Source organism: Paenibacillus phoenicis (assembly GCF_034718895.1).
GTDB classification, from domain to species: Bacteria; Bacillota; Bacilli; order Paenibacillales; family Paenibacillaceae; genus Fontibacillus; species Fontibacillus phoenicis.
In genome coordinates this window covers 2303803-2321671 of record NZ_JAYERP010000001.1, presented here as the reverse complement: position 1 = coordinate 2321671, position 17869 = coordinate 2303803, and the positions used below count along the sequence as shown (strand labels likewise).

The 17869-nt window shown below is 48.2% G+C and carries 21 protein-coding genes; 18 read left to right on the top strand and 3 right to left on the bottom strand.

Translation table 11 applies throughout. The features are described from left to right. Positions 1 to 77: 77 nt before the first annotated feature. Both U9M73_RS10905 and U9M73_RS10900 read left to right on the top strand, forming a co-directional pair. Positions 78 to 647, top strand: coding sequence for a PfkB family carbohydrate kinase (locus U9M73_RS10905; protein ID WP_323077284.1), 570 nt, complete (start codon positions 78 to 80; stop codon positions 645 to 647). After that, positions 602 to 784 (top strand): DUF488 family protein, N3 subclade, encoded by a 183-nt coding sequence (locus tag U9M73_RS10900; protein WP_323077282.1) that lies wholly within the window; start codon positions 602 to 604, stop codon positions 782 to 784. The genes U9M73_RS10905 and U9M73_RS10900 overlap by 46 nt, the downstream gene beginning before the upstream one ends. A gap of 155 nt (positions 785 to 939) precedes the next feature. Here U9M73_RS10900 and U9M73_RS10895 read toward each other — a convergent pair whose 3' ends face one another. The 3 genes from U9M73_RS10895 to U9M73_RS10885 all read right to left on the bottom strand — a co-directional run bounded on the left by U9M73_RS10895 (position 940) and on the right by U9M73_RS10885 (position 2562). Then, a complete protein-coding gene (locus U9M73_RS10895) occupies positions 940 to 1113 on the bottom strand; it encodes a hypothetical protein (protein ID WP_323077281.1) in 174 nt (57 codons plus the stop codon). A 196-nt stretch (positions 1114 to 1309) separates the two neighbouring features. Next, a complete protein-coding gene (locus U9M73_RS10890) occupies positions 1310 to 1984 on the bottom strand; it encodes an SOS response-associated peptidase (RefSeq protein ID WP_323077279.1) in 675 nt (224 codons plus the stop codon). 149 nt (positions 1985 to 2133) lie between these two features. Continuing rightward, a complete protein-coding gene (locus tag U9M73_RS10885; RefSeq protein ID WP_323077278.1) occupies positions 2134 to 2562 on the bottom strand; it encodes a response regulator transcription factor in 429 nt (142 codons plus the stop codon). On the opposite strand from U9M73_RS10885, the gene U9M73_RS10880 reads away from it, so the two are divergent. The 16 genes from U9M73_RS10880 (at position 2549) to U9M73_RS10805 (ending at position 17869) form a co-directional block, all read left to right on the top strand. Beyond that, positions 2549 to 2713, top strand: coding sequence for an NAD(P)H-dependent oxidoreductase (locus tag U9M73_RS10880; RefSeq protein ID WP_323079113.1), 165 nt, complete (start codon positions 2549 to 2551; stop codon positions 2711 to 2713). The two genes, U9M73_RS10885 and U9M73_RS10880, sit on opposite strands and share 14 nt — an antisense overlap. A 189-nt stretch (positions 2714 to 2902) precedes the next feature. Next, positions 2903 to 3601 (top strand): RNA polymerase sporulation sigma factor SigK, encoded by a 699-nt coding sequence (gene sigK / locus U9M73_RS10875; protein ID WP_323077276.1) that lies wholly within the window; start codon positions 2903 to 2905, stop codon positions 3599 to 3601. A 179-nt stretch (positions 3602 to 3780) separates the two neighbouring features. Continuing rightward, a complete protein-coding gene (locus tag U9M73_RS10870) occupies positions 3781 to 4431 on the top strand; it encodes a TetR/AcrR family transcriptional regulator (protein WP_036624286.1) in 651 nt (216 codons plus the stop codon). An 80-nt stretch (positions 4432 to 4511) separates the two neighbouring features. After that, entirely contained in the window at positions 4512 to 5399 is an 888-nt protein-coding gene (locus U9M73_RS10865) for a transporter substrate-binding domain-containing protein (protein ID WP_036644787.1), read from the top strand. A 92-nt stretch (positions 5400 to 5491) separates the two neighbouring features. Continuing rightward, positions 5492 to 6136 (top strand): amino acid ABC transporter permease, encoded by a 645-nt coding sequence (locus tag U9M73_RS10860; protein ID WP_009224296.1) that lies wholly within the window; start codon positions 5492 to 5494, stop codon positions 6134 to 6136. A 19-nt stretch (positions 6137 to 6155) separates the two neighbouring features. Next, positions 6156 to 6902: an amino acid ABC transporter ATP-binding protein gene (locus U9M73_RS10855; RefSeq protein ID WP_009224295.1), complete on the top strand. Its 747-nt coding sequence runs from the start codon at positions 6156 to 6158 to the stop codon at positions 6900 to 6902. A 22-nt stretch (positions 6903 to 6924) separates the two neighbouring features. After that, complete coding sequence (locus U9M73_RS10850) at positions 6925 to 7347, top strand: OsmC family protein (RefSeq protein WP_016311267.1); 423 nt, start codon at positions 6925 to 6927, stop codon at positions 7345 to 7347. A gap of 111 nt (positions 7348 to 7458) precedes the next feature. Continuing rightward, on the top strand, positions 7459 to 8358 hold the full coding sequence (locus U9M73_RS10845; protein ID WP_009224293.1) for a manganese catalase family protein: 900 nt from the start codon (positions 7459 to 7461) through the stop codon (positions 8356 to 8358). A 156-nt stretch (positions 8359 to 8514) separates the two neighbouring features. Next, positions 8515 to 9372 carry an ABC transporter ATP-binding protein gene (locus U9M73_RS10840; protein ID WP_009224292.1) on the top strand — a complete coding sequence of 286 codons (858 nt, stop codon included), beginning with the start codon at positions 8515 to 8517 and terminating at the stop codon, positions 9370 to 9372. Next, complete coding sequence (locus tag U9M73_RS10835) at positions 9341 to 10021, top strand: ABC-2 transporter permease (RefSeq protein WP_323077273.1); 681 nt, start codon at positions 9341 to 9343, stop codon at positions 10019 to 10021. Before U9M73_RS10840 ends, U9M73_RS10835 begins: the two co-directional genes overlap by 32 nt. Continuing rightward, entirely contained in the window at positions 10018 to 10383 is a 366-nt protein-coding gene (locus U9M73_RS10830; RefSeq protein ID WP_085168734.1) for a GntR family transcriptional regulator, read from the top strand. The genes U9M73_RS10835 and U9M73_RS10830 overlap by 4 nt, the downstream gene beginning before the upstream one ends. Before the next feature lie 193 nt (positions 10384 to 10576). Beyond that, positions 10577 to 11545, top strand: a complete 969-nt coding sequence (locus tag U9M73_RS10825) for a LacI family DNA-binding transcriptional regulator (RefSeq protein WP_009224289.1) — start codon at positions 10577 to 10579, stop codon at positions 11543 to 11545. Between the two features lie 231 nt (positions 11546 to 11776). Beyond that, a complete protein-coding gene (locus U9M73_RS10820; protein WP_009224288.1) occupies positions 11777 to 12730 on the top strand; it encodes an ABC transporter permease in 954 nt (317 codons plus the stop codon). Between the two features lie 12 nt (positions 12731 to 12742). After that, positions 12743 to 13639, top strand: coding sequence for a carbohydrate ABC transporter permease (locus tag U9M73_RS10815; RefSeq protein WP_009224287.1), 897 nt, complete (start codon positions 12743 to 12745; stop codon positions 13637 to 13639). Between the two features lie 109 nt (positions 13640 to 13748). After that, positions 13749 to 15383 (top strand): extracellular solute-binding protein, encoded by a 1635-nt coding sequence (locus U9M73_RS10810; protein ID WP_323077270.1) that lies wholly within the window; start codon positions 13749 to 13751, stop codon positions 15381 to 15383. A gap of 20 nt (positions 15384 to 15403) precedes the next feature. Next, complete coding sequence (locus tag U9M73_RS10805; protein WP_009224285.1) at positions 15404 to 17869, top strand: PfkB family carbohydrate kinase; 2466 nt, start codon at positions 15404 to 15406, stop codon at positions 17867 to 17869.

Sequence of the window (17869 nt, the reverse complement as noted above, 5' to 3'; positions counted from 1 at the left end):
CCCTGACTGAAGGGGATAATGGTGGAAAAGGACCCGGACAACGGATCAAATGGAGAGAGGCATCGGCTGTTCCGGATTTGAGGGCAGAAACTAAGATAAGGGCGGATGCCTTTGGTGACGATTTGCTGGCCGCCCTGCGCAAGGAAGGCATTGATGTCAGCGGCGTCAAGCGGCTGGCCGATACGGCAACGGGCGTTGCTTCGATTTACGTCGCTGATGGTGACAACAGTATCCTGGTTGTTCCCGGGGCCAATGACCAGGTGACTCCGGCGGATATCGATCAGCACCTGGACAAGCTGAAGGAGGCCGATATCGTGCTGCTCCAGCTGGAAATCCCGGTGGAAACGGTGTTCTACGCAGCGCGGATCGCTAAATCGCTGGGCAAGAAGGTGATTTTGAACCCCGCCCCGGCTCGGGAACTTCCGCAGGAGCTTTATGGCTGCATCGACTACATGACGCCGAATCGCACGGAGCTGGGGCGGTACGCCGGGATGGGGGCGGACACGTCAGACACGAACAGTGACTTCCTCCGCCTGGCGATGCGGCGGCTGAAGGAACTATTGCCCCGAGTCCGGAGCTGCGCAAAGAATTCGCACACCGGATGGAGCGGTATGCGGATTTTAGCGCCAGCTATCTGCGGGAATTGAACAGCAGCCCGGAATGCGCCGTGCTGGCGGACCGCATCCGCGAAATCGCGCGCGAACGCCCGGTCACCTTGCTGTATGCCGCCAAGGACCCGGTGTATAATCACGCGAACGTGCTGCGGCGTTGGCTCATAGAGTGAATATAGAAAAAGCTGCTCCCTCGCTATAGAAGTGAAGAAGCAGCTTTTTTCGCATGAAGAATTGTGGCCAGTCCCCGCCGCGCAGTCAGCTCTCCTGCAAAAACCGGAACCCCTTGTGGACTCCGTCCCCGGCATAGATCACCGGATTCAGCTTGTCAATTAGCAAGCGTCCCTCCGCACTCAAATAGTCCTTCCGCCATGGAACGGCTGACGATTCGGCCAAAAATATGGGTCAGGCCAGCGGCGGCGAATTTGCTGCCCTCTGCACCGGAGCGTGAACCGCAGTAGTTGATCGATTCCTCTAGGAAACGATCCGGCAGGTTCACCACGAAGTCGGCCCCCGCTCCTCCAAATCCCTATATTTCTTATCAAGGTGATTCCGGTCACACTGCCACTTACGAAGGATGGAGAAGGATTGACAACCCCAAAAGCGAGCGATACTACGGCAGGTATCATTAAGCCAAAGCTCTTGGACGCGATCGTCCAAGAGCTATTTTTGCGTTTTTCTAGGTTGACTCTAACTGCTTAACGCTTCACCCAAGCTAACTCTAAATCCATCTCCCGGATGCATTCATCGGAATCATACCGGTTGTTGTCGATCAGCGGCGTTACAGGGTAGGCCTGCATCTCCTCCGCTGCATGCGGTCGCAGGATCGGGTCCAGCGCGTCGAGATCATTAATTTCTTCATCAAGCCACCGGGTCATGTCCCCAGGGGACAAAATCGCCGGCATCCGGCTCTCGAACTCCCCGATCAATGGATTAGCCTCCGTCATGACGAGGGTACAGGTGCGGAGCGGCTCGCCGCGTGTATCCCGCCAAATTTCGTACAGGCCGGCGACACCAAAGATGCCGCGGTTTTTCAGCACTACGCGCACGGGGTATTCCTTCTTGCCGTCCTTCTTCCAATAATAAAAGCCATTGCAGGGGATCACGCAACGCTGTGTGCTGATGAGCCGACGGTACGTCGGATTTTGGTGGACGTTTCGCAGATCGGCATTCACCGCATCTTTTCCCCAATAAGGAACGAGCCCCCAGCGGAACTCGTCGAGTACCCGCTCCCCGTCCTGCTGAAGCACTACCGGCGTGGGTTGTGTGGGGCTGATGTTAAAGCGGTTTTTATAATAACACATGACTCGTCCGATCTGAAAATGCTCCTGAACCTCCGGCAGCTCGGCCGCCATGGAAAACCGTTGACACATAAACTTATGCCTCCTTTACCGAGTTGTGATGTAGTGTTTGCTAATGGAGGAAAATAATGCATATTTATTGAATTTGATCTGAACAAGTTTTGATGAAAAAATAGAATCAGGTGATCTTATGACAACGAATGCGGATAAATTGGACAGATTTAAAGGCTGCTTCGCAAATCAATTTGGACAACCAAACGATTGAAGTCGAGGATGATTACTCCATCGATGACATACTCGAATTGGCAGGAATATTGACTCCGGAGCAAGTTTTCGATCAGCATGTCTTTCGATGTGACCAGGTTCTTCCTGCACATGAGCAGCTCCAACATCTGTGATTCCTTAGGAGGAAGTTGGACTTCGTCAGAACCGCATCGGAGCGTATGAGCGAGCGGATCAAGGCTTAAGTCGCCGCATGTCAAAAGTCCATCCTTATGCAATATCGTTCCTCGGCGGCCAAGCGCTCGCAAACAGGCTAGCAGTTCATCCGTTTGGAACGGCTTGGACAAATAATCATCGGCTCCGCAATCGAGACCATGAATTTTGTCCTCGGTTTCTCCTCTCGCCGTGAGCAAAATGATGGGGTTCATGATGTCGTTTTCCCGTAGCTCCTGGAGAACACGAAGTCCGTCCATTCTCAAAACTTGGCTTGATGAAGTGCTGACACAAGGCTGGGCATATGGCAGGAACGGGGGAGATAAGCTACATGATGGTCATTTTATATTTTCCACCGATAATTGACAGCGTGTAATAGAAACCACTCTTTTCTAAGGCTGGTCCTGGTACAGCGCAACTGGTGTTTTTCATCTTCAGAGGGATTTCTTTTCCTCCGTACAGGCACGGATAGGCCTCCGCCCACATACAATGAATTGACCCAAAATGAAGCGAGGTTGTATTCATCGTGATGTGATTCTGCGGGAGGTGTCATCTTTGCCCGGATTGTTTACCGCAATTGCTTTATTCATTAAACAGCTGACTTTGCTCGTATCGTATGTCAAAAATAATGCGTTTCCGCAGCCCCTGACCGAGGAAGAGGAAGCGAAGCATCTGCAGCGCATGGCGGAAGGGGACGCGGTGTCCCGCAATATCCTGATCGAGCATAACCTGCGGCTGGTGGCGCATATCGTCAAGAAATTCGATAACACCGGCGAGGATCTCGAGGACCTCATCTCCATCGGCACGATTGGTCTAATCAAGGCGATCGAGAGCTTCCGACCGAATAAAGGGACGAAGCTTGCGACCTTTGCGGCCCGTTGTATCGAGAACGAAATCCTGATGCATTTACGTTCGCTCAAGAAAACACGCAAGGACGTCTCTTTGCATGATCCAATCGGAACCGACAAGGAAGGAAATGAAATCACCCTCATTGATATTTTGGGGACGGAAGCGGATGATGTGGTGGACCGGGTGCAGCTCAAAATGGAAAAGAGCAAAATTTACCGCAACCTGGACATCCTGGACGCGCGGGAGCAGGAAGTCATCAAAGGGCGTTTCGGGCTGGAGCATGGGGGAGAAGAACGGACCCAGCGCGAAATCGCCAAGGAGCTCGGCATCAGCCGCAGCTATGTGTCACGAATTGAGAAGCGAGCGCTCATGAAGCTGTATCATGAGTTTTATAAGAAGAAATAATGTTGCGGTTGATTGAAATATGATGATATAAAAAGCGGGTTTGCGTTGCTGCGCAGAACTCGCTTTTTTTGTTTCCATAGCGATTTGAATGGGTCATGATTTTGCGTAATTCATTCATGGGTTGACAATATCATATAAATCCTATAGGATTTAATTACAAACTGACTGACTAGTCAATCATGTGGGGTGGGAACAGATTGAGCGGAGAGAAAGAAGCCCAAATCAACAGTGATCGCAGAGAGCATATTCTGCAAATTGCCATGAAGCGATTTGCCAAGGATGGCTATCATGCAACAAAAATTTCCGATATTGTCGCTGAGGCGGGTGTGGCTCAAGGGACGTTCTACTGGTACTTCAAAAGCAAAGAAGCGATTGCGCTGGAAATTGTGAAGGAAGGCCGGGAAAAATTGCTTGACGTCATCCGTCATGGATACCGACGGGAAGCAGGATCGGTGCAGGACATGGTACATGCCTCCGAAGCTCTGCTGGAAAGTCTGTTTCGGTTTGCCGAATCCAACCGGTATTTAATAGAGCTTATTTTCGGCAGAGGTGAAGGGGTTGAAACGATTCGCCATGCGATCCGGGAAACGAGAGCAGCTATGGAGAACTCTTTTCTTCTTAACATTCGCAGGGCGATTGAGTTAGGCATGCTCCCGGCTTCCATCGATGCTGAATTCCGTGCCACGATGATTATGAGCTTGATCGAAGGCGTCATTTCACGTTGGTTGCTCGGGTTCGCGCCGCCAGGCAGCGGGATCGAATCCAAAACGGCTCAGCAGCTTGCCGCGGAGACGGCCAGATTCGAATTTTTTGGTTTGCTTGGTGTTTAGCTTTGATTGGATAATGATCTGCCGTTTCGGAATTTTACCCATTCTGCTACCCAATAAATAAAAAGGAGAGAACATCCATGCTGAAAAGTAAGAAATCCAGAAATATGCTGTTTCTAACATTATCCGCCGTATTGCTCGTAGTTCTGGCATTGACTGGCTGCGGTTCTAACAATAACGGCAATAACGCGCCAAGCTCGGCTCCTTCCAACAATGCGGCGAACGGAGGAAGCTCCGCAAATACCGGAAGTGATTTATTGAACGAAATTAAAACAGCAGGTGTGATAAAGGTAGGGCTTATGGGGACTTACGCTCCTTACAATTTCCTGAATGAAAACAAGGAAATCGATGGTTTTGATGCTGACGTTGCGAAAGAAGTAGCCAAACGGCTCGGCGTTAAAGTCGAGTTTGCTCCGCAGGAATTCTCTGGACTGATTCCTAGTCTGCAGGCTGGAAAAATCGATGCCATTATCAGCCAGGTTACGATTACTGACGAACGCAAGCAGCAAATTGATTTTACCCAGCCGTATATTACGAACGAAGTTAAAATCATCGTAAAAGAGGATAATGACTCGATCACGAAGCTGGAAGACTTTAAAGGGAAAAATATCGGCGTGGGACTCGGCACAAACGATGAATCCTATCTCCGGAATGACGTGCTGCCGCAGGTTGGCAACTTCGAGATCAAAACCTATGACGATGTGATTACTTCCCTGCAGGATTTGAATGCGGGACGGATCGATGCCACCATCAATAACTTGTACGCCTTGAAACCCATTGTCGACAAAAACGGCTATAAAATTAAAGCGGTGGGCGATGCGATCAAATCCGACCAAGCGGGTATCGCGATCCGCAAAAATAACCCGGAATTCCTGGCCGCTCTGGATCAGGCTTTGACCGATATGAAAGCGGATGGCACCTATAACACTATCTTCCAAAAATGGTTTGGCGAAGAGCCGCCGGCAGAATAAAGAATCGTGAAAAGGATAAGGCCTTGAAGAATTCGTATTTTTTCATGGCCTTCTCGCTTTAACCATGGAATCAAAAGGGGATTCAAACGACAATGAATCTGGTATGGGATAACCTTCCTTTCTTGCTGAAAGGTGCTTATTACACGCTGCTTGTTACGGTTGTATCCATGTTTTTCGGACTGATCATCGGTTTGGTGGTTGCGATTGCGCGACTAAAAGGGAATTGGCTGGTTCGCGGAATTGCCCGCGTATATGTGTCGGTTATTCGAGGTACGCCGCTTCTTGTCCAAATTTTTATCGTTTATTACGGGGTTGTAGATTACGGAATTACGCTGGGTCCGCTGACAGCCGCTTATGTGGCATTGAGCATCAACGTGGGCGCCTATCTGTCTGAAACGTTCAGAGGGGCGATTCAGTCAATTCCGAAGGGCCAGACGGAAGCCGCTTATGCGACGGGCATGACGGGCTGGATGACGATGAGAAGAATCATTCTGCCGCAAGCAGCTCGGGTGGCCATTGCGCCTATGGGTAATACTTTTATCGGAATGCTTAAAGAGACGGCGCTGGTGTCGGCCATTACGGTCACCGAGTTGCTGCGTTCAGCGCAGCTGCTGATCGCTCAATATTATGTCTATATGCCTTTTTTCGTTGGGATCGCCGCCATGTATTGGATCATGAGCACTGTGTTTTCGGCCATTCTGAATGCGGTGGAGAAGCAGTTGTCCAAAGTATATTGAGGCATGAGGTGGAGCAAATATGATTCAAACGACAGGATTGTCCAAGTCTTTTAACGGAGCAGAGGTGTTGAAAAGCATTGATCTGCATGTAGCTCCCAAAGAAATCGTTGTGCTGCTCGGACCAAGTGGTTCCGGCAAAAGCACCCTGCTGAGATGTCTGAACGGCCTTGAGGAGCTGGACGGCGGATCGCTTGAGGTGAATGGTGTTCGAGTGGACGCATCCATGCCGTCTAAGAAGAAACAGGCCGCCTTCCGTGAAATTCGTCGTCATACGGGAATGGTCTTTCAGCAGTTTAACTTATATCCGCACAAGACAGCGCTTGGCAACGTGATCGAATCGCTGTTATCTGTGAAGAAAATGAAAAAAGAAGAAGCCGTACAGATCGGCGAACGACTGCTGGATCGGGTTGGACTGTTGGCGAAGAAGGATGAATATCCCTCGAGGCTGTCCGGCGGCCAGCAGCAGCGGGTGGCAATTGCCCGAGCATTAGCCATGGAGCCGGCGATCATGCTGTTTGACGAGCCTACTTCAGCTCTTGATCCCGAGCTTGTCGGAGAGGTGCTGGAAGTTATGCGCCAGCTGGCCCGGGATGGGATGACGATGGTCATCGTCACTCATGAAATGAAATTTGCCCGTCAGGTCGCCAATCGGATCGTGTTTATGGATGGCGGTGTAATTGTGGAATCGCAGGAACCGGAAGTTTTTTTTCAGAATACGGAGTCCGAAAGAGCTCGTAAGTTTATCAATCAACTTCAGGAGCATTAACAACAGAAAGTAGGTAATGATGATGAAGGTTATGACAACCTGGAATGGAAAACGTTTGTTTACATCAGTCGGGGATTCCGGTTATCCGGTAAGAATGGACGCTACGCCAAAATACGGCGGCGACGGCACAGGTGCAACACCCATGGAGCTTTTGCTGGCCGGACTGGCCGGATGTATCGGCATTGACATCACCATGATTCTGAATTCATTCCTTGAGAAGATCACTTCACTAGAGATCGAAGCGGACGGTACCCGGAAAGAGCAGAATCCGTCCGGCTTTACCGCCATTGAGCTGATCTTCCGCGTTGAAGGAGACATTCCAGATTATCAAATTTGGAAAGCTATTCAAATGGGCAAAGAGAAATATTGTGCTGTATCGGACTCGCTGAAGGCCGACATCAGCTACAGACTGATTCTCAACGGTCAAGAGGTTTTCCAGCCATAAACAAAAGGCACTTCCACACCAAAGCTTCGGACGATCAATACCCGTCCGGCATAATATCCGAGCTATCCCCCGTAGGCTTTTAGTAATTGAGACTTATGGGGAGGTACATGCATGTTTAAACGCGTAAACCGATTGGCCATTGAATTGCCCAGACCGAAAGCCCCGGATCCGAATGGCGCCAGCGTCGTTCAGGAACTGTTAGGCGGACGGTTTGGTGAAATGTCGACGCTAAATAACTATTTGTTTCAGTCCTTTAATTTCCGGGGAAAAAGCAAGCTCAAGCCGTTTTACGACCTCGTCGCGAGTATTACGGCAGAGGAGTTTGGTCACGTTGAGCTGGTGTCGAATACGATCAATTTAATGCTGGAAGGTACGACTCGTCCCGGGGATCCGGATTCCACTCCGTTAGGGAATACGAAGGATCTTCGTTTCTCCCCTCACTATATTGAATCCGCTCAGACCTCTCTGCCGTATGACTCAATGGGGCGTCCTTGGAACGGATCGTACGTCGTTAGCAGCGGCAACTTGATCTTCGACTTGCTGCATAACTATTTCCTGGAGTGTGGTGCACGGACGCATAAGGCCCGCGTCTATGAAATGACCGATCATCCGACGGCCAGAGCAATGATCGGTTATCTTCTTGTGCGCGGCGGCGTGCACGTGTTGGCGTATGCGAAGGCGCTTGAGATCGCAACCGGAGTGGATGTCACCAAAATGCTGCCCATCCCGAAAATTGAAAATCGGAAGTTTGATGCGACCCGTCCTTGGGAAGCCGCTGGTGAGCATCGCAGATTGTATACGTTCAGCGATCATGACTATCACGGCATCGCCCAAATTTGGCGCGGCCAGCATCCGACGGACGGCGGCAGGCTGGAAGCATTTGCCGGACTGCCGGGGTACAGCGGCGAAATTCCAGAACTGGAGCCGATTCAGGAGGAATTCGCCCCCGGCATATCGCCAGAGGATTTGGTGGAAATCGCGAAACGGCTGCAACGCGCCGCTGGGCTCTGAGTTTTGTACGAATACTCTGATTTTGAACACCCGTCAACTGCAATGTTGAGCGGGTGTTTTTTTACATATGAAAGGCGGCCTTCGGTTGACGCCTCCTCCCATCCGTGATATATTGTGTATACACGATATACACAATTTAAAAAGAGGGGGTATTCCATGCTGGCATTAGATGTTCGACATATTCATAAGAAATTCCCCGCCTTTGAGCTGAAGGATGTTTCTTTCCAGTTGGAGAAGGGATACATCATGGGCTTTATCGGAGTTAACGGTGCAGGGAAAACGACGACGATCAAGTCGATTTTAAATATGACTCGGATCGACAGCGGTGAGGTTTACATTCTGGGCAAGAACATGGCGGAACATGAGCTGGAATTAAAGCAGGAGATAGGATTTGCTTTCGGGAGCATTGATTTTTACACGCGCAGTAAGATTAAGACGTTGACGGATACCATTAAGAGGTTTTATGAAAATTGGGACGATCAAATCTACTCCTCCTACATGAAGAGATTTAACTTGGATGAGAATAGAAAGATCGCCGAACTGTCAACGGGCATGAAGGTCAAATACAGCCTGACGCTTGCTTTGTCCCATGGGGCCAAGCTGCTGATCCTCGACGAGCCGACCAGCGGGCTGGATCCGGCTTCACGGGATGACCTGCTGGATCTTTTTCAGGAGCTGATTGCTGATGGCGAGGTGAGCATTCTGTTCTCCACCCATATTACCTCCGACTTGGAGAAGTGCGCAGATTATATTACCTTTATCTCAAACGGGCAAATTGTGCTGAGCGGGGAGAAGGATGAATTCAAAGAATCCTATCTCCTCGTGAACGGTTCCGAGGGCCAGCTTGCACAGGTGAAGGACCGGATGATTTCCTACAAAACGAACTCGTTTGGCTTTACGGGCTTGATCCATGCGGATGACTTTGACCCGACTTCGGGAATCCGAGCCGCCACGCCAAGCTTAGAGGATATTATGATTTACTATGCGAGAAAAGGGGGGCAGAACCATGATTAATTTGATCCGAAAAGATATCCGACTGGGTGTACATCCTCTATTATTGAGCATGCCTGTGTTAATGGGCGTTTTGATGTTTGTTCCTGGCTGGATTTACTTCATAGTGATTTTGTATTTTTGTTGGATCACCATCCCCAATATGTTTAACCAACTGAGAGCACAAAACGATTTGATGTTTACCTCGATGATGCCTGTTACGAAACGGGACATTGTGAAAGCGCGGATTATCGTGATCGCCGGACTGGAATTAGCGCATGTGGTGATTGCCCTAATCTTTGGCCTGGTCAGTCAGCGCTTCTATTCGGATATAACCTACTTCTTCTTCCCGCCGAACTTAGGATTCTTTGGTCTCTGTTTGGTGATGCTGGCGATCTTTAACCTGATTTTTATTCCGATGTATTACAAGACGGCGTATAAATTTGGTATGGCACTGCTGATCTCCACTGTAGCAGCTACATTGTTTGCAGGGATCACCCAGTGGATCGGGATCGCGAATTCGGGGATGAATCGTATGTTTTATGGGACGGAAGCGAATCATTTGGCAGTTCAAGCCTATATTCTGATCGCAGGAATCGTGATTTTCATTGCGCTTACCGCAGTGGCTTACCGGATGGCGGTCAAACGATTCCTTCAAGTGGAGATCCAATGAACATCGCGATATCCAATACTTCGGAGAAACCGATCTATCAGCAACTGTTCGAGCAAATCAGCGCCCAAATTCTAAAAGGGGAGCTGGAGAGCGGCTATATCCTGCCGCCCATCCGGCAAGCCGCCCATGAGCTGCGGGTGAGTGTCATCACCGTCAAGAAGGCGTGGGAAGAACTTGAGCGGCGCGGCTTGATCCATACGGTGACCGGCAAAGGGTGTTTTGTCGCTGAATTTTCCCCCGAAGAGATGCAGCGCATCCGCAACGAAATGGTGATGGAACAGTTGGCTAGCGAAGTGTCCTATTACAAGTCCTTTGGTCTGACCTTGGATGAGATGATTGAGTTGTTGAAGAAGGTGTACTGATCCTACCGATCTTGGGATATCGTGCTTCCCCCTCATTATTGAGCAATAACTGTCGAACAAAAAGCCGCAATAGCGGCTTTTTCGGTTTGATAGACCTTAAATTTTACAATTTTGAAACGTTTCCAAAATAATTATTGAAACGTTTCCAGTTTGATGCTATGATAGGGGACATAAGAGAGCTCGGGGGGGTCATATGGCAAGCATTAAGGATGTAGCCAACTTAGCTGGCGTCGCCGTGGGAACCGTATCCAGAGTCATCAATAACTCGGGGGCTGTCAAACCCAAGACGCGCAGAAAAGTGGAAGAAGCAATTAAGCAGTTAAATTATATTCCCAATGAAGTCGCTCGAAATTTCAAAATGCAAAAGTCCAAGATGGTCGCTCTCTTGCTTCCAAGCATTTGGAATCCATTCTTCTCTGAATTGGCTTATTACATAGAGGATGAATTGGATCGGGAAGGCTTCAAGCTGATGTTGTGTAACAGCGGAGGGAAGCCTGAAAAAGAGTTGTACTACTTGGATATGCTTCGGCAAAACAAAGTGGCTGGTATTGTGGGGATCACATACAACGATATCGAAAATAATGTGAGTCATGATATCCCAATCGTGAGTATTGATCGGCATTTTAACAAGAAAATCACCTGCGTGACTTCGGATAATTTTGAAGGAGGACGCATCGCCTTACGGGAGTTAGTTAAAGCCGGTGCTCGGAAACCTGCTTTTATCGGGAGTATCACTTCGGTATTTAGTGAAACCATGAATCGTAAAAAAGGATTCATTCACGAGGCGGAGGCTTTAGGTGTCGAACATGTGGTTTATGAGAAACCAGATCCTATTGTAGATGACGAATCCTACTTTAATGAGTTCTTTCATGAATATTCAGATGTGGATGGCATTTTTGCCATTACGGATATGCTGGCTGCCAACTATATCGAAAGAGCACGCCAACGAGGCATCCGTGTTCCCGAGGATGTCAAGGTCATAGGGTATGACGGCATTCAGGATAATCCTTTCTTTCATCCGATCTTATCAACGATCAGGCAGCCGGTAGAAAAAATGGCTCGGATGACGATTCGTCTGCTTTACAGCAAGATCGAAGGGAAACCTTTGACAGAGCAGGTCTATCGGATCCCCGTCACCTACAGGCAAGGTGAAACGACTTGATTCCTTCGAAAGGAAAGAAAAACCTCAGTTTATTCTGATTCCTTTGAGAAACTGAAGTTTTTCTTAGCAAAATTGGAAACGTTTCAAATTGTCATATCTGTATGATAAACACTGGAATAATATCAACGATTTCAGATGATTAATGGGATAGATTTACCTAATTCTGCACATAACAAATTGGAAACGTTTCAAAATTGAAGATCATTTTACTATGGAAAGGGAGTATTTTTCATGGCCTCAAGAACCAGCGGGGAGGATATGATGATGATCAAACCTCATCGGAAAAGCAAATGGAGCAGGGTAAAGCGTGATTATGAATTATATCTGTTCCTGCTACCCATCATTATTCTATATCTCATCTTCAAGTATTATCCGATGTACGGCGTCCAAATCGCATTCAAAAACTTCTCGCCAAGTCAGGGGATCTGGGGGAGTGAATGGGTCGGATTCCAACACTTTATCGAATTTTTTGATTCGTATAACTTCTGGACCATCATTACCAATACGCTGTCACTTAGTTTCTTATCGCTGCTATTTGGTTTTCCGGCGCCAATCATCATTGCTATTATGCTCAATCAAATGCTCGGCAAGAGATATAAGAAATTTATTCAAACGGTAATTTATGCTCCGCACTTTATCTCTACGGTTGTGCTTGTAGGGATGCTGAACGTTTTTTTATCTCCAAATAGCGGAATTGTAAATCATATCATCACCTGGTTTGGAGGAGATCCCATTCTCTTTATGGCTGACGAGGGTTGGTTCCGTCCTTTGTATATCTTGTCCGGGATTTGGCAGGAAACCGGCTTTTCCACGATCATCTACCTTGCAGCTCTTGCCGGAGTGAATCCGGAACTGCATGAAGCTGCAATTATGGATGGAGCAAGTAAATGGAAGCGTGTCTGGAATGTGGATATTCCAGGGATCTTGCCAACGATCGTGATATTGTTGATTCTTGCGCTGGGCAACATCATGAGTATCGGATTTGAGAAGGCATTCCTGATGCAAAGCGATTTGAACTATGCCACCTCTAATATCATCCCGACTTATGTCTACGAAATGGGGATTCAGAAAGCAGAATACAGTTTTTCTACAGCAGTTGGCCTGTTTAACTCGCTGATCAATATTATCCTGATTGTCATTGTCAATCGAGTCGCTAAGAAGTTGACAGAAACTAGCTTGTGGTAGGAGGGGTCCATCTTGAATTCCATGCTGAAAAGAAAGAGCAGAGGGGACGTTTGGTTTGATGTAATCAACTATTCTTTATTAACCATCGTGATGCTGCTCGTGTTATTTCCGTTGTACTTTGTACTGATCGCGTCATTTAGTGATCCTAATTATATCTATTCGGGGGAGGTTTGGCTGTACCCGAAAGGTTTCACATTGGATGGCTATGAACGGATTTTTAATGATTCCTCCATTTGGATTGGATATGCTAATTCGATCCTTTACGCAACTTTAGGAACCATTATTGGTGTGGCCGTCACCGTATTTGCGGCTTATCCGCTGGCTCGTCGAGATCTAGTGGGGAAATCAGCGATTATGTGGTTTTTGATGGTGACCATGTTTTTTAGTGGCGGGCTAATCCCAACCTATTTGCTGATTAAAGATCTTCACATGCTGAACACGATTTGGGCACTAGTTCTCCCCGGAGCGGGCGGCGTATTTAATGTGATTATCGTCAGAACTTTCTTTCAATCCACTATCCCAGATGAAATGTGGGAAGCCGCTTCGATTGACGGATGTTCCAATACCAGATTCTTCTGGAGCATCGTTTTACCCTTGTCCAAGTCCATCTTAGCGGTTATGGTGCTCTATCATGTGGTTGGCTTTTGGAATGGCTTCTTCGATGCTTTGATTTACCTAAGTGACGAGAACAAGTATCCCTTGCAACTGGTGCTCCGCAACATCCTTGTCCAAAATCAGGTGAACTCAGGGATGATGATTGATGTGGAATCTTACGCGGCCAAAATGCGCGTTACCGAATTGATCAAATACGGTGTCATCATCGTATCCAGCTTGCCGTTGCTCATTTTATATCCATTCCTCCAAAAGTATTTCGTTAAGGGCGTGATGATCGGATCGATCAAGGGCTGATGCTAACGACGTACTTGAAGGGGGGGATGCAAGGCTAAGGGCCATTTCATTGTAATGGAACAGGTGTGTAATGAAACGAGTAGGACGAATTCAAGGGAGGTTATGTTCAATGAAATCATGGTACAAAAAAATGGGGATTCTTGTCTTAGCCGGAGCCTTTGTTCTAAGTGGATGTTCGGGCAAGGGGAACAGCGGCGACGGGGACAAGAATCAGGCCAATAGCTCGGTGGAAGACACGAATTTCAACAAGACGGGTCTTCCGATTGTAAACGACACCGTGACCTTAACCATGGTCTCTCCAAAAGCCGCATTGGCACCCGAGTATTCCGAAATGGAGATCTTTAAGAGATTAGAGAAGGAAACAAACGTGAAGATCAATTGGGAGAACATTCCGGATACCGACTATACCGAGAAGAAAAACCTGTTAATCGCCAGTGGGGATTTGCCAGATGCATTCTACGCAGCTGGATTTACCGATTATGAACTTATTAATTATGGTAAGGACGGAACCATAATTCCGCTAGAAGATCTAATTGATCAATATGCGCCAAACTTGAAAGCGCTTTTTGAACGACGGCCGGATATCAAATCGACGATCACGGCGCCTGACGGACACATCTATGGACTTCCATCCTGGGAAGATAATAACCTCGGAACGAACCCGTTCTTTCATGTGATCAATAAAAGCTGGCTGGATAAGCTGGGGCTGAACGTGCCGCAAACTCTGGATGAATATACGGAGGCCCTGGTTGCCTTTAAAACACAGGACCCGAATGGCAACGGCAAACTGGATGAAATTCCGCTCAGCTTTATGCATATGCAATGGTGTATGGATATCGCCGGAATCTTTGGTGCGTTTGGACTTCCGGATAACCTGGAACATCGAGTCGTTCGTGATGGCAAGGTCATTTTCACCGCAACCCAGCCTGAATACAAAGAGGCGCTCAAATACTTCCATGAAAAATGGTACAAACAAGGTCTGATTGATCCCGAATCCTTTACCCAGGATGCAGCGCAATATCTGGCTAAAGGCAAATCGACAGAAGAGACGCTTGGGTCTTACATCTGGTGGGAAATCGAGGAGGTTGTCGGGCCGGAGCGCAGTAAGGATTATGTTCTGCTGTCGCCGCTGAAAGGACCTAATGGAGATCAGTTAATCGGACGTGCCAATGGCGGGGGGCCGGGACGCGGGGCTTTCGTGATTACCAAAGCAAACAAGTATCCGGAAATCACCATGCGTTGGATCGATCAGCAATATGAGCCTTACATGGCCGCTCAAATTCACTGGGGTCCGCTGGGTGTCGTCTTCGAGAAAGATGAAAATGGGAAATTGGTGAATCTGCCGCTTCCTGAAGGTACCTCTGCAGGCGAGTTCCGGCAAAAGGTTGCCCCGGGTTCTGGTGGACCAGGCGTGATTACGTTTGAAGATTTCGGCAAAGTGGTGGATATGGAACCACGTGCTCAGCAACGTGCTAAAGATCTGGAGCAGTATTACAACCCTTACATGGAAAAAGAAAACTATCCAAGCATCTTCTTTGAACCTGAGGAATTGGACAAAATCAACAAAATTGAGCCTGAGTTAATCAAATACGTAAATACGCAAAGAGGAAAGTTCATCGTGGATGGCGGCGTCGATGAACAGTGGGATAACTACGTCAAAACATTGGAGAAAATGGGCCTCAATGAATTAATGGAACTCTATCAAACCGGGTTGGATCGCTATAATGCAAACCTAAATAAATAGTCGATAGGTGGGGAGAAACCGTGCTTGATGTCATCGCAATCGGGGAAGTATTAATTGATTTTACACCGGCAGGCCGTTCATCAAGAGGGAACGAGCAGTTCGAATGTAATCCTGGGGGAGCTCCGGCTAATGTGGCGGCTGCGCTGTCCCGGTTAGGTTCTCACTCGGCATTGATTAGTAAGGTGGGGGAAGATCAGTTTGGTTCCTTGCTTCATCAAACTTTGCAAGACGCTGGTGTTGACGTTACCGGAGTATCGTATACGCGTGAAGCGAGCACCACGCTGGCCTTTGTCCATTTAGACGATCATGGGGATCGATCCTTCAGCTTTATTCGGAAGCCAGGGGCAGACACCTTCTTGCATTCAAAGGATGTTCCGCTGGAGAAGATTGCTTCAAGCCGGGTTTTGCATTACGGAACGGTATCCATGACCCATGAGCCGGCTCGTACCGCAACTAGAACGGCGGTTCTTAAGGCTAAGGATGCAGGTGTCCTACTCTCTTTCGATCCGAATATTCGGTTTGCTTTGTGGGAGAGTCGGGAAGAGATTAAGCAGAATACGCTTTGGGGAATGAAATACGCGGATATTTTGAAAATATCCGAGGAAGAGTTGTCCTTTATTACAGGGACACATGATATCGAGGAAGGGGCCCTGAAGCTAGCCCAGCAATTTGATATTTCGTTGATCGTTGTCACTTTGGCGGAAAAAGGATGCTACTACCGTTTAGGAAGTAAAGACGGTTATGTCCCAGGGTTTCGAGTCGAGGTCGTTGATACAACGGGAGCCGGTGATGCTTTTCTTGGATGCTTGTTATTTAAAATCCTGGAGGTTGGAATCCCGCTGAAAGAACTGACGTCCTCGCAAATCACGAACATGCTGGCTTTTGCAAATGCCGGAGGAGCGTTAGTGACAACACGGAAAGGGGCACTTGGAGCAATGCCAACTATCGAGGATATCCATCAGATGCTGGAGTCTACTCCGCAGCATAAAGAAGAACGGTTTAGACCGGGCTATCACTTTTCTCCCCCATCCCATTGGTTAAACGACCCTAATGGACTGGTTTATTACGAAGGAAGCTATCATTTATTTTATCAGCACCATCCTTACGGAAATCAATGGGGACCAATGCACTGGGGCCATGCGATAAGTAAAGACCTGGTGCACTGGGAACATATGCCGATCGCTTTGTTCCCGGATGAGCATGGTGCTATTTTCTCCGGATGCTGTGTGGTGGATTGGAAGAATAGCAGCGGATTGTTCGAAGATTCCCATGGTTTGGTGGCCATTTTCACCCATGCGGATACCCATCCGGAAACCGGACAGCCGCGTCAACGGCAAAGCTTGGCCTACAGCAGGGACAAGGGATTGACATGGCACAAGTACGAGGGGAATCCTGTTCTTGAAGAAGAAGGACTGGTTGATTTCCGGGATCCAAAAGTATTTTGGCATTCTGAAAGCGCGCGTTGGATTATGGTGCTTGTGGCGGGCGATCACGTTCGTTTCTATCAATCTACAAATCTATTGAACTGGTCGTTGTCCGGTGTATTCGGTAAAGAAGAAGGGTCGCATGACGGCGTTTGGGAATGCCCGGATCTGTTTGAATTGCCGATAGGGGATACCGGACGTTCAAAATGGGTACTTATTATCAGCATCGGCGATCATCCGAATTGTCCGGAAGGATCGCGTACGCAGTATTTTATCGGTGAGTTTGACGGAAACACGTTCATTAATGACAACGCGTCAGATCAAATTCTGTGGCTGGATTATGGGAGAGACAATTATGCCGGGGTCACCTGGTCAGATCTCCCTAAAGAAGACGGACGACGAGTGATCATTGGATGGATGAGTAATTGGAAGTACGCCAACGAGACGCCTACAGGCAACTGGAGAGGCGCAATGACTTTACCACGCGCCTTGACATTGAATGAACAGGATGGGAATGTACGATTGATTCAATTACCTGTCCGAGAAGTGGAGCAACTGCGCAAAGCGTCATTGCATTGGGAGGAAGTTACGGTTACGCCAGAAGCTCCCTTTTGGCAGAAGCTGAAGGAAGATTTGCTAGAAATTGAGGTGGAACTTGATATCCGTTCCGGCGAGGAAGTGCAGATCAAGTTAAAATCGTTGGAGAAGGACGAGATTATCATCGGTTATGATCCCGGGACTCAATGGCTATTCATCGATCGCACCCAATCCGGGATTATTGATTTCCATCCGTCGTTTGCGACCAAGCATGGGGTTAACATGGCGGCGGTAGACGGAAAAATCCAATTGCATGTCTGGCTGGATCGCAATGCGGTTGAAGTGTACGGGAATCATGGACTTGTCGTAATGACGGATCAAATTTTTCCGGAATCTCCGATTGAGCAGTTTGAAGTCATCACGAAATCCGGGGAGGTTATACTAAATTCCCTTCAGATTCATACATTGAAGTCTGTTGAGATTCCCTACGCCTCTCCAAAGCAAGTGGCGTGTCAGGAGGGATGA

What these genes read in the sequence shown, in the direction of transcription:
- U9M73_RS10855 (WP_009224295.1), top strand. Translation starts at nt 6,156, where the DNA reads ATGATTCAAACGACAGGATTGTCCAAGTCTTTTAACGGAGCAGAGGTG.
- U9M73_RS10835 (WP_323077273.1), top strand. Translation starts at nt 9,341, where the DNA reads ATGCGAGAAAAGGGGGGCAGAACCATGATTAATTTGATCCGAAAAGAT.
- U9M73_RS10870 (WP_036624286.1), top strand. Translation starts at nt 3,781, where the DNA reads ATGTGGGGTGGGAACAGATTGAGCGGAGAGAAAGAAGCCCAAATCAAC.
- U9M73_RS10890 (WP_323077279.1), bottom strand. Translation starts at nt 1,984, where the DNA reads ATGTGTCAACGGTTTTCCATGGCGGCCGAGCTGCCGGAGGTTCAGGAG.
- U9M73_RS10880 (WP_323079113.1), top strand. Translation starts at nt 2,549, where the DNA reads ATGATGGGGTTCATGATGTCGTTTTCCCGTAGCTCCTGGAGAACACGA.
- U9M73_RS10885 (WP_323077278.1), bottom strand. Translation starts at nt 2,562, where the DNA reads ATGAACCCCATCATTTTGCTCACGGCGAGAGGAGAAACCGAGGACAAA.
- U9M73_RS10850 (WP_016311267.1), top strand. Translation starts at nt 6,925, where the DNA reads ATGAAGGTTATGACAACCTGGAATGGAAAACGTTTGTTTACATCAGTC.
- U9M73_RS10860 (WP_009224296.1), top strand. Translation starts at nt 5,492, where the DNA reads ATGAATCTGGTATGGGATAACCTTCCTTTCTTGCTGAAAGGTGCTTAT.
- U9M73_RS10845 (WP_009224293.1), top strand. Translation starts at nt 7,459, where the DNA reads ATGTTTAAACGCGTAAACCGATTGGCCATTGAATTGCCCAGACCGAAA.
- U9M73_RS10820 (WP_009224288.1), top strand. Translation starts at nt 11,777, where the DNA reads ATGGCCTCAAGAACCAGCGGGGAGGATATGATGATGATCAAACCTCAT.
- U9M73_RS10840 (WP_009224292.1), top strand. Translation starts at nt 8,515, where the DNA reads ATGCTGGCATTAGATGTTCGACATATTCATAAGAAATTCCCCGCCTTT.
- U9M73_RS10825 (WP_009224289.1), top strand. Translation starts at nt 10,577, where the DNA reads ATGGCAAGCATTAAGGATGTAGCCAACTTAGCTGGCGTCGCCGTGGGA.
- U9M73_RS10810 (WP_323077270.1), top strand. Translation starts at nt 13,749, where the DNA reads ATGAAATCATGGTACAAAAAAATGGGGATTCTTGTCTTAGCCGGAGCC.
- U9M73_RS10830 (WP_085168734.1), top strand. Translation starts at nt 10,018, where the DNA reads ATGAACATCGCGATATCCAATACTTCGGAGAAACCGATCTATCAGCAA.
- U9M73_RS10900 (WP_323077282.1), top strand. Translation starts at nt 602, where the DNA reads ATGGAGCGGTATGCGGATTTTAGCGCCAGCTATCTGCGGGAATTGAAC.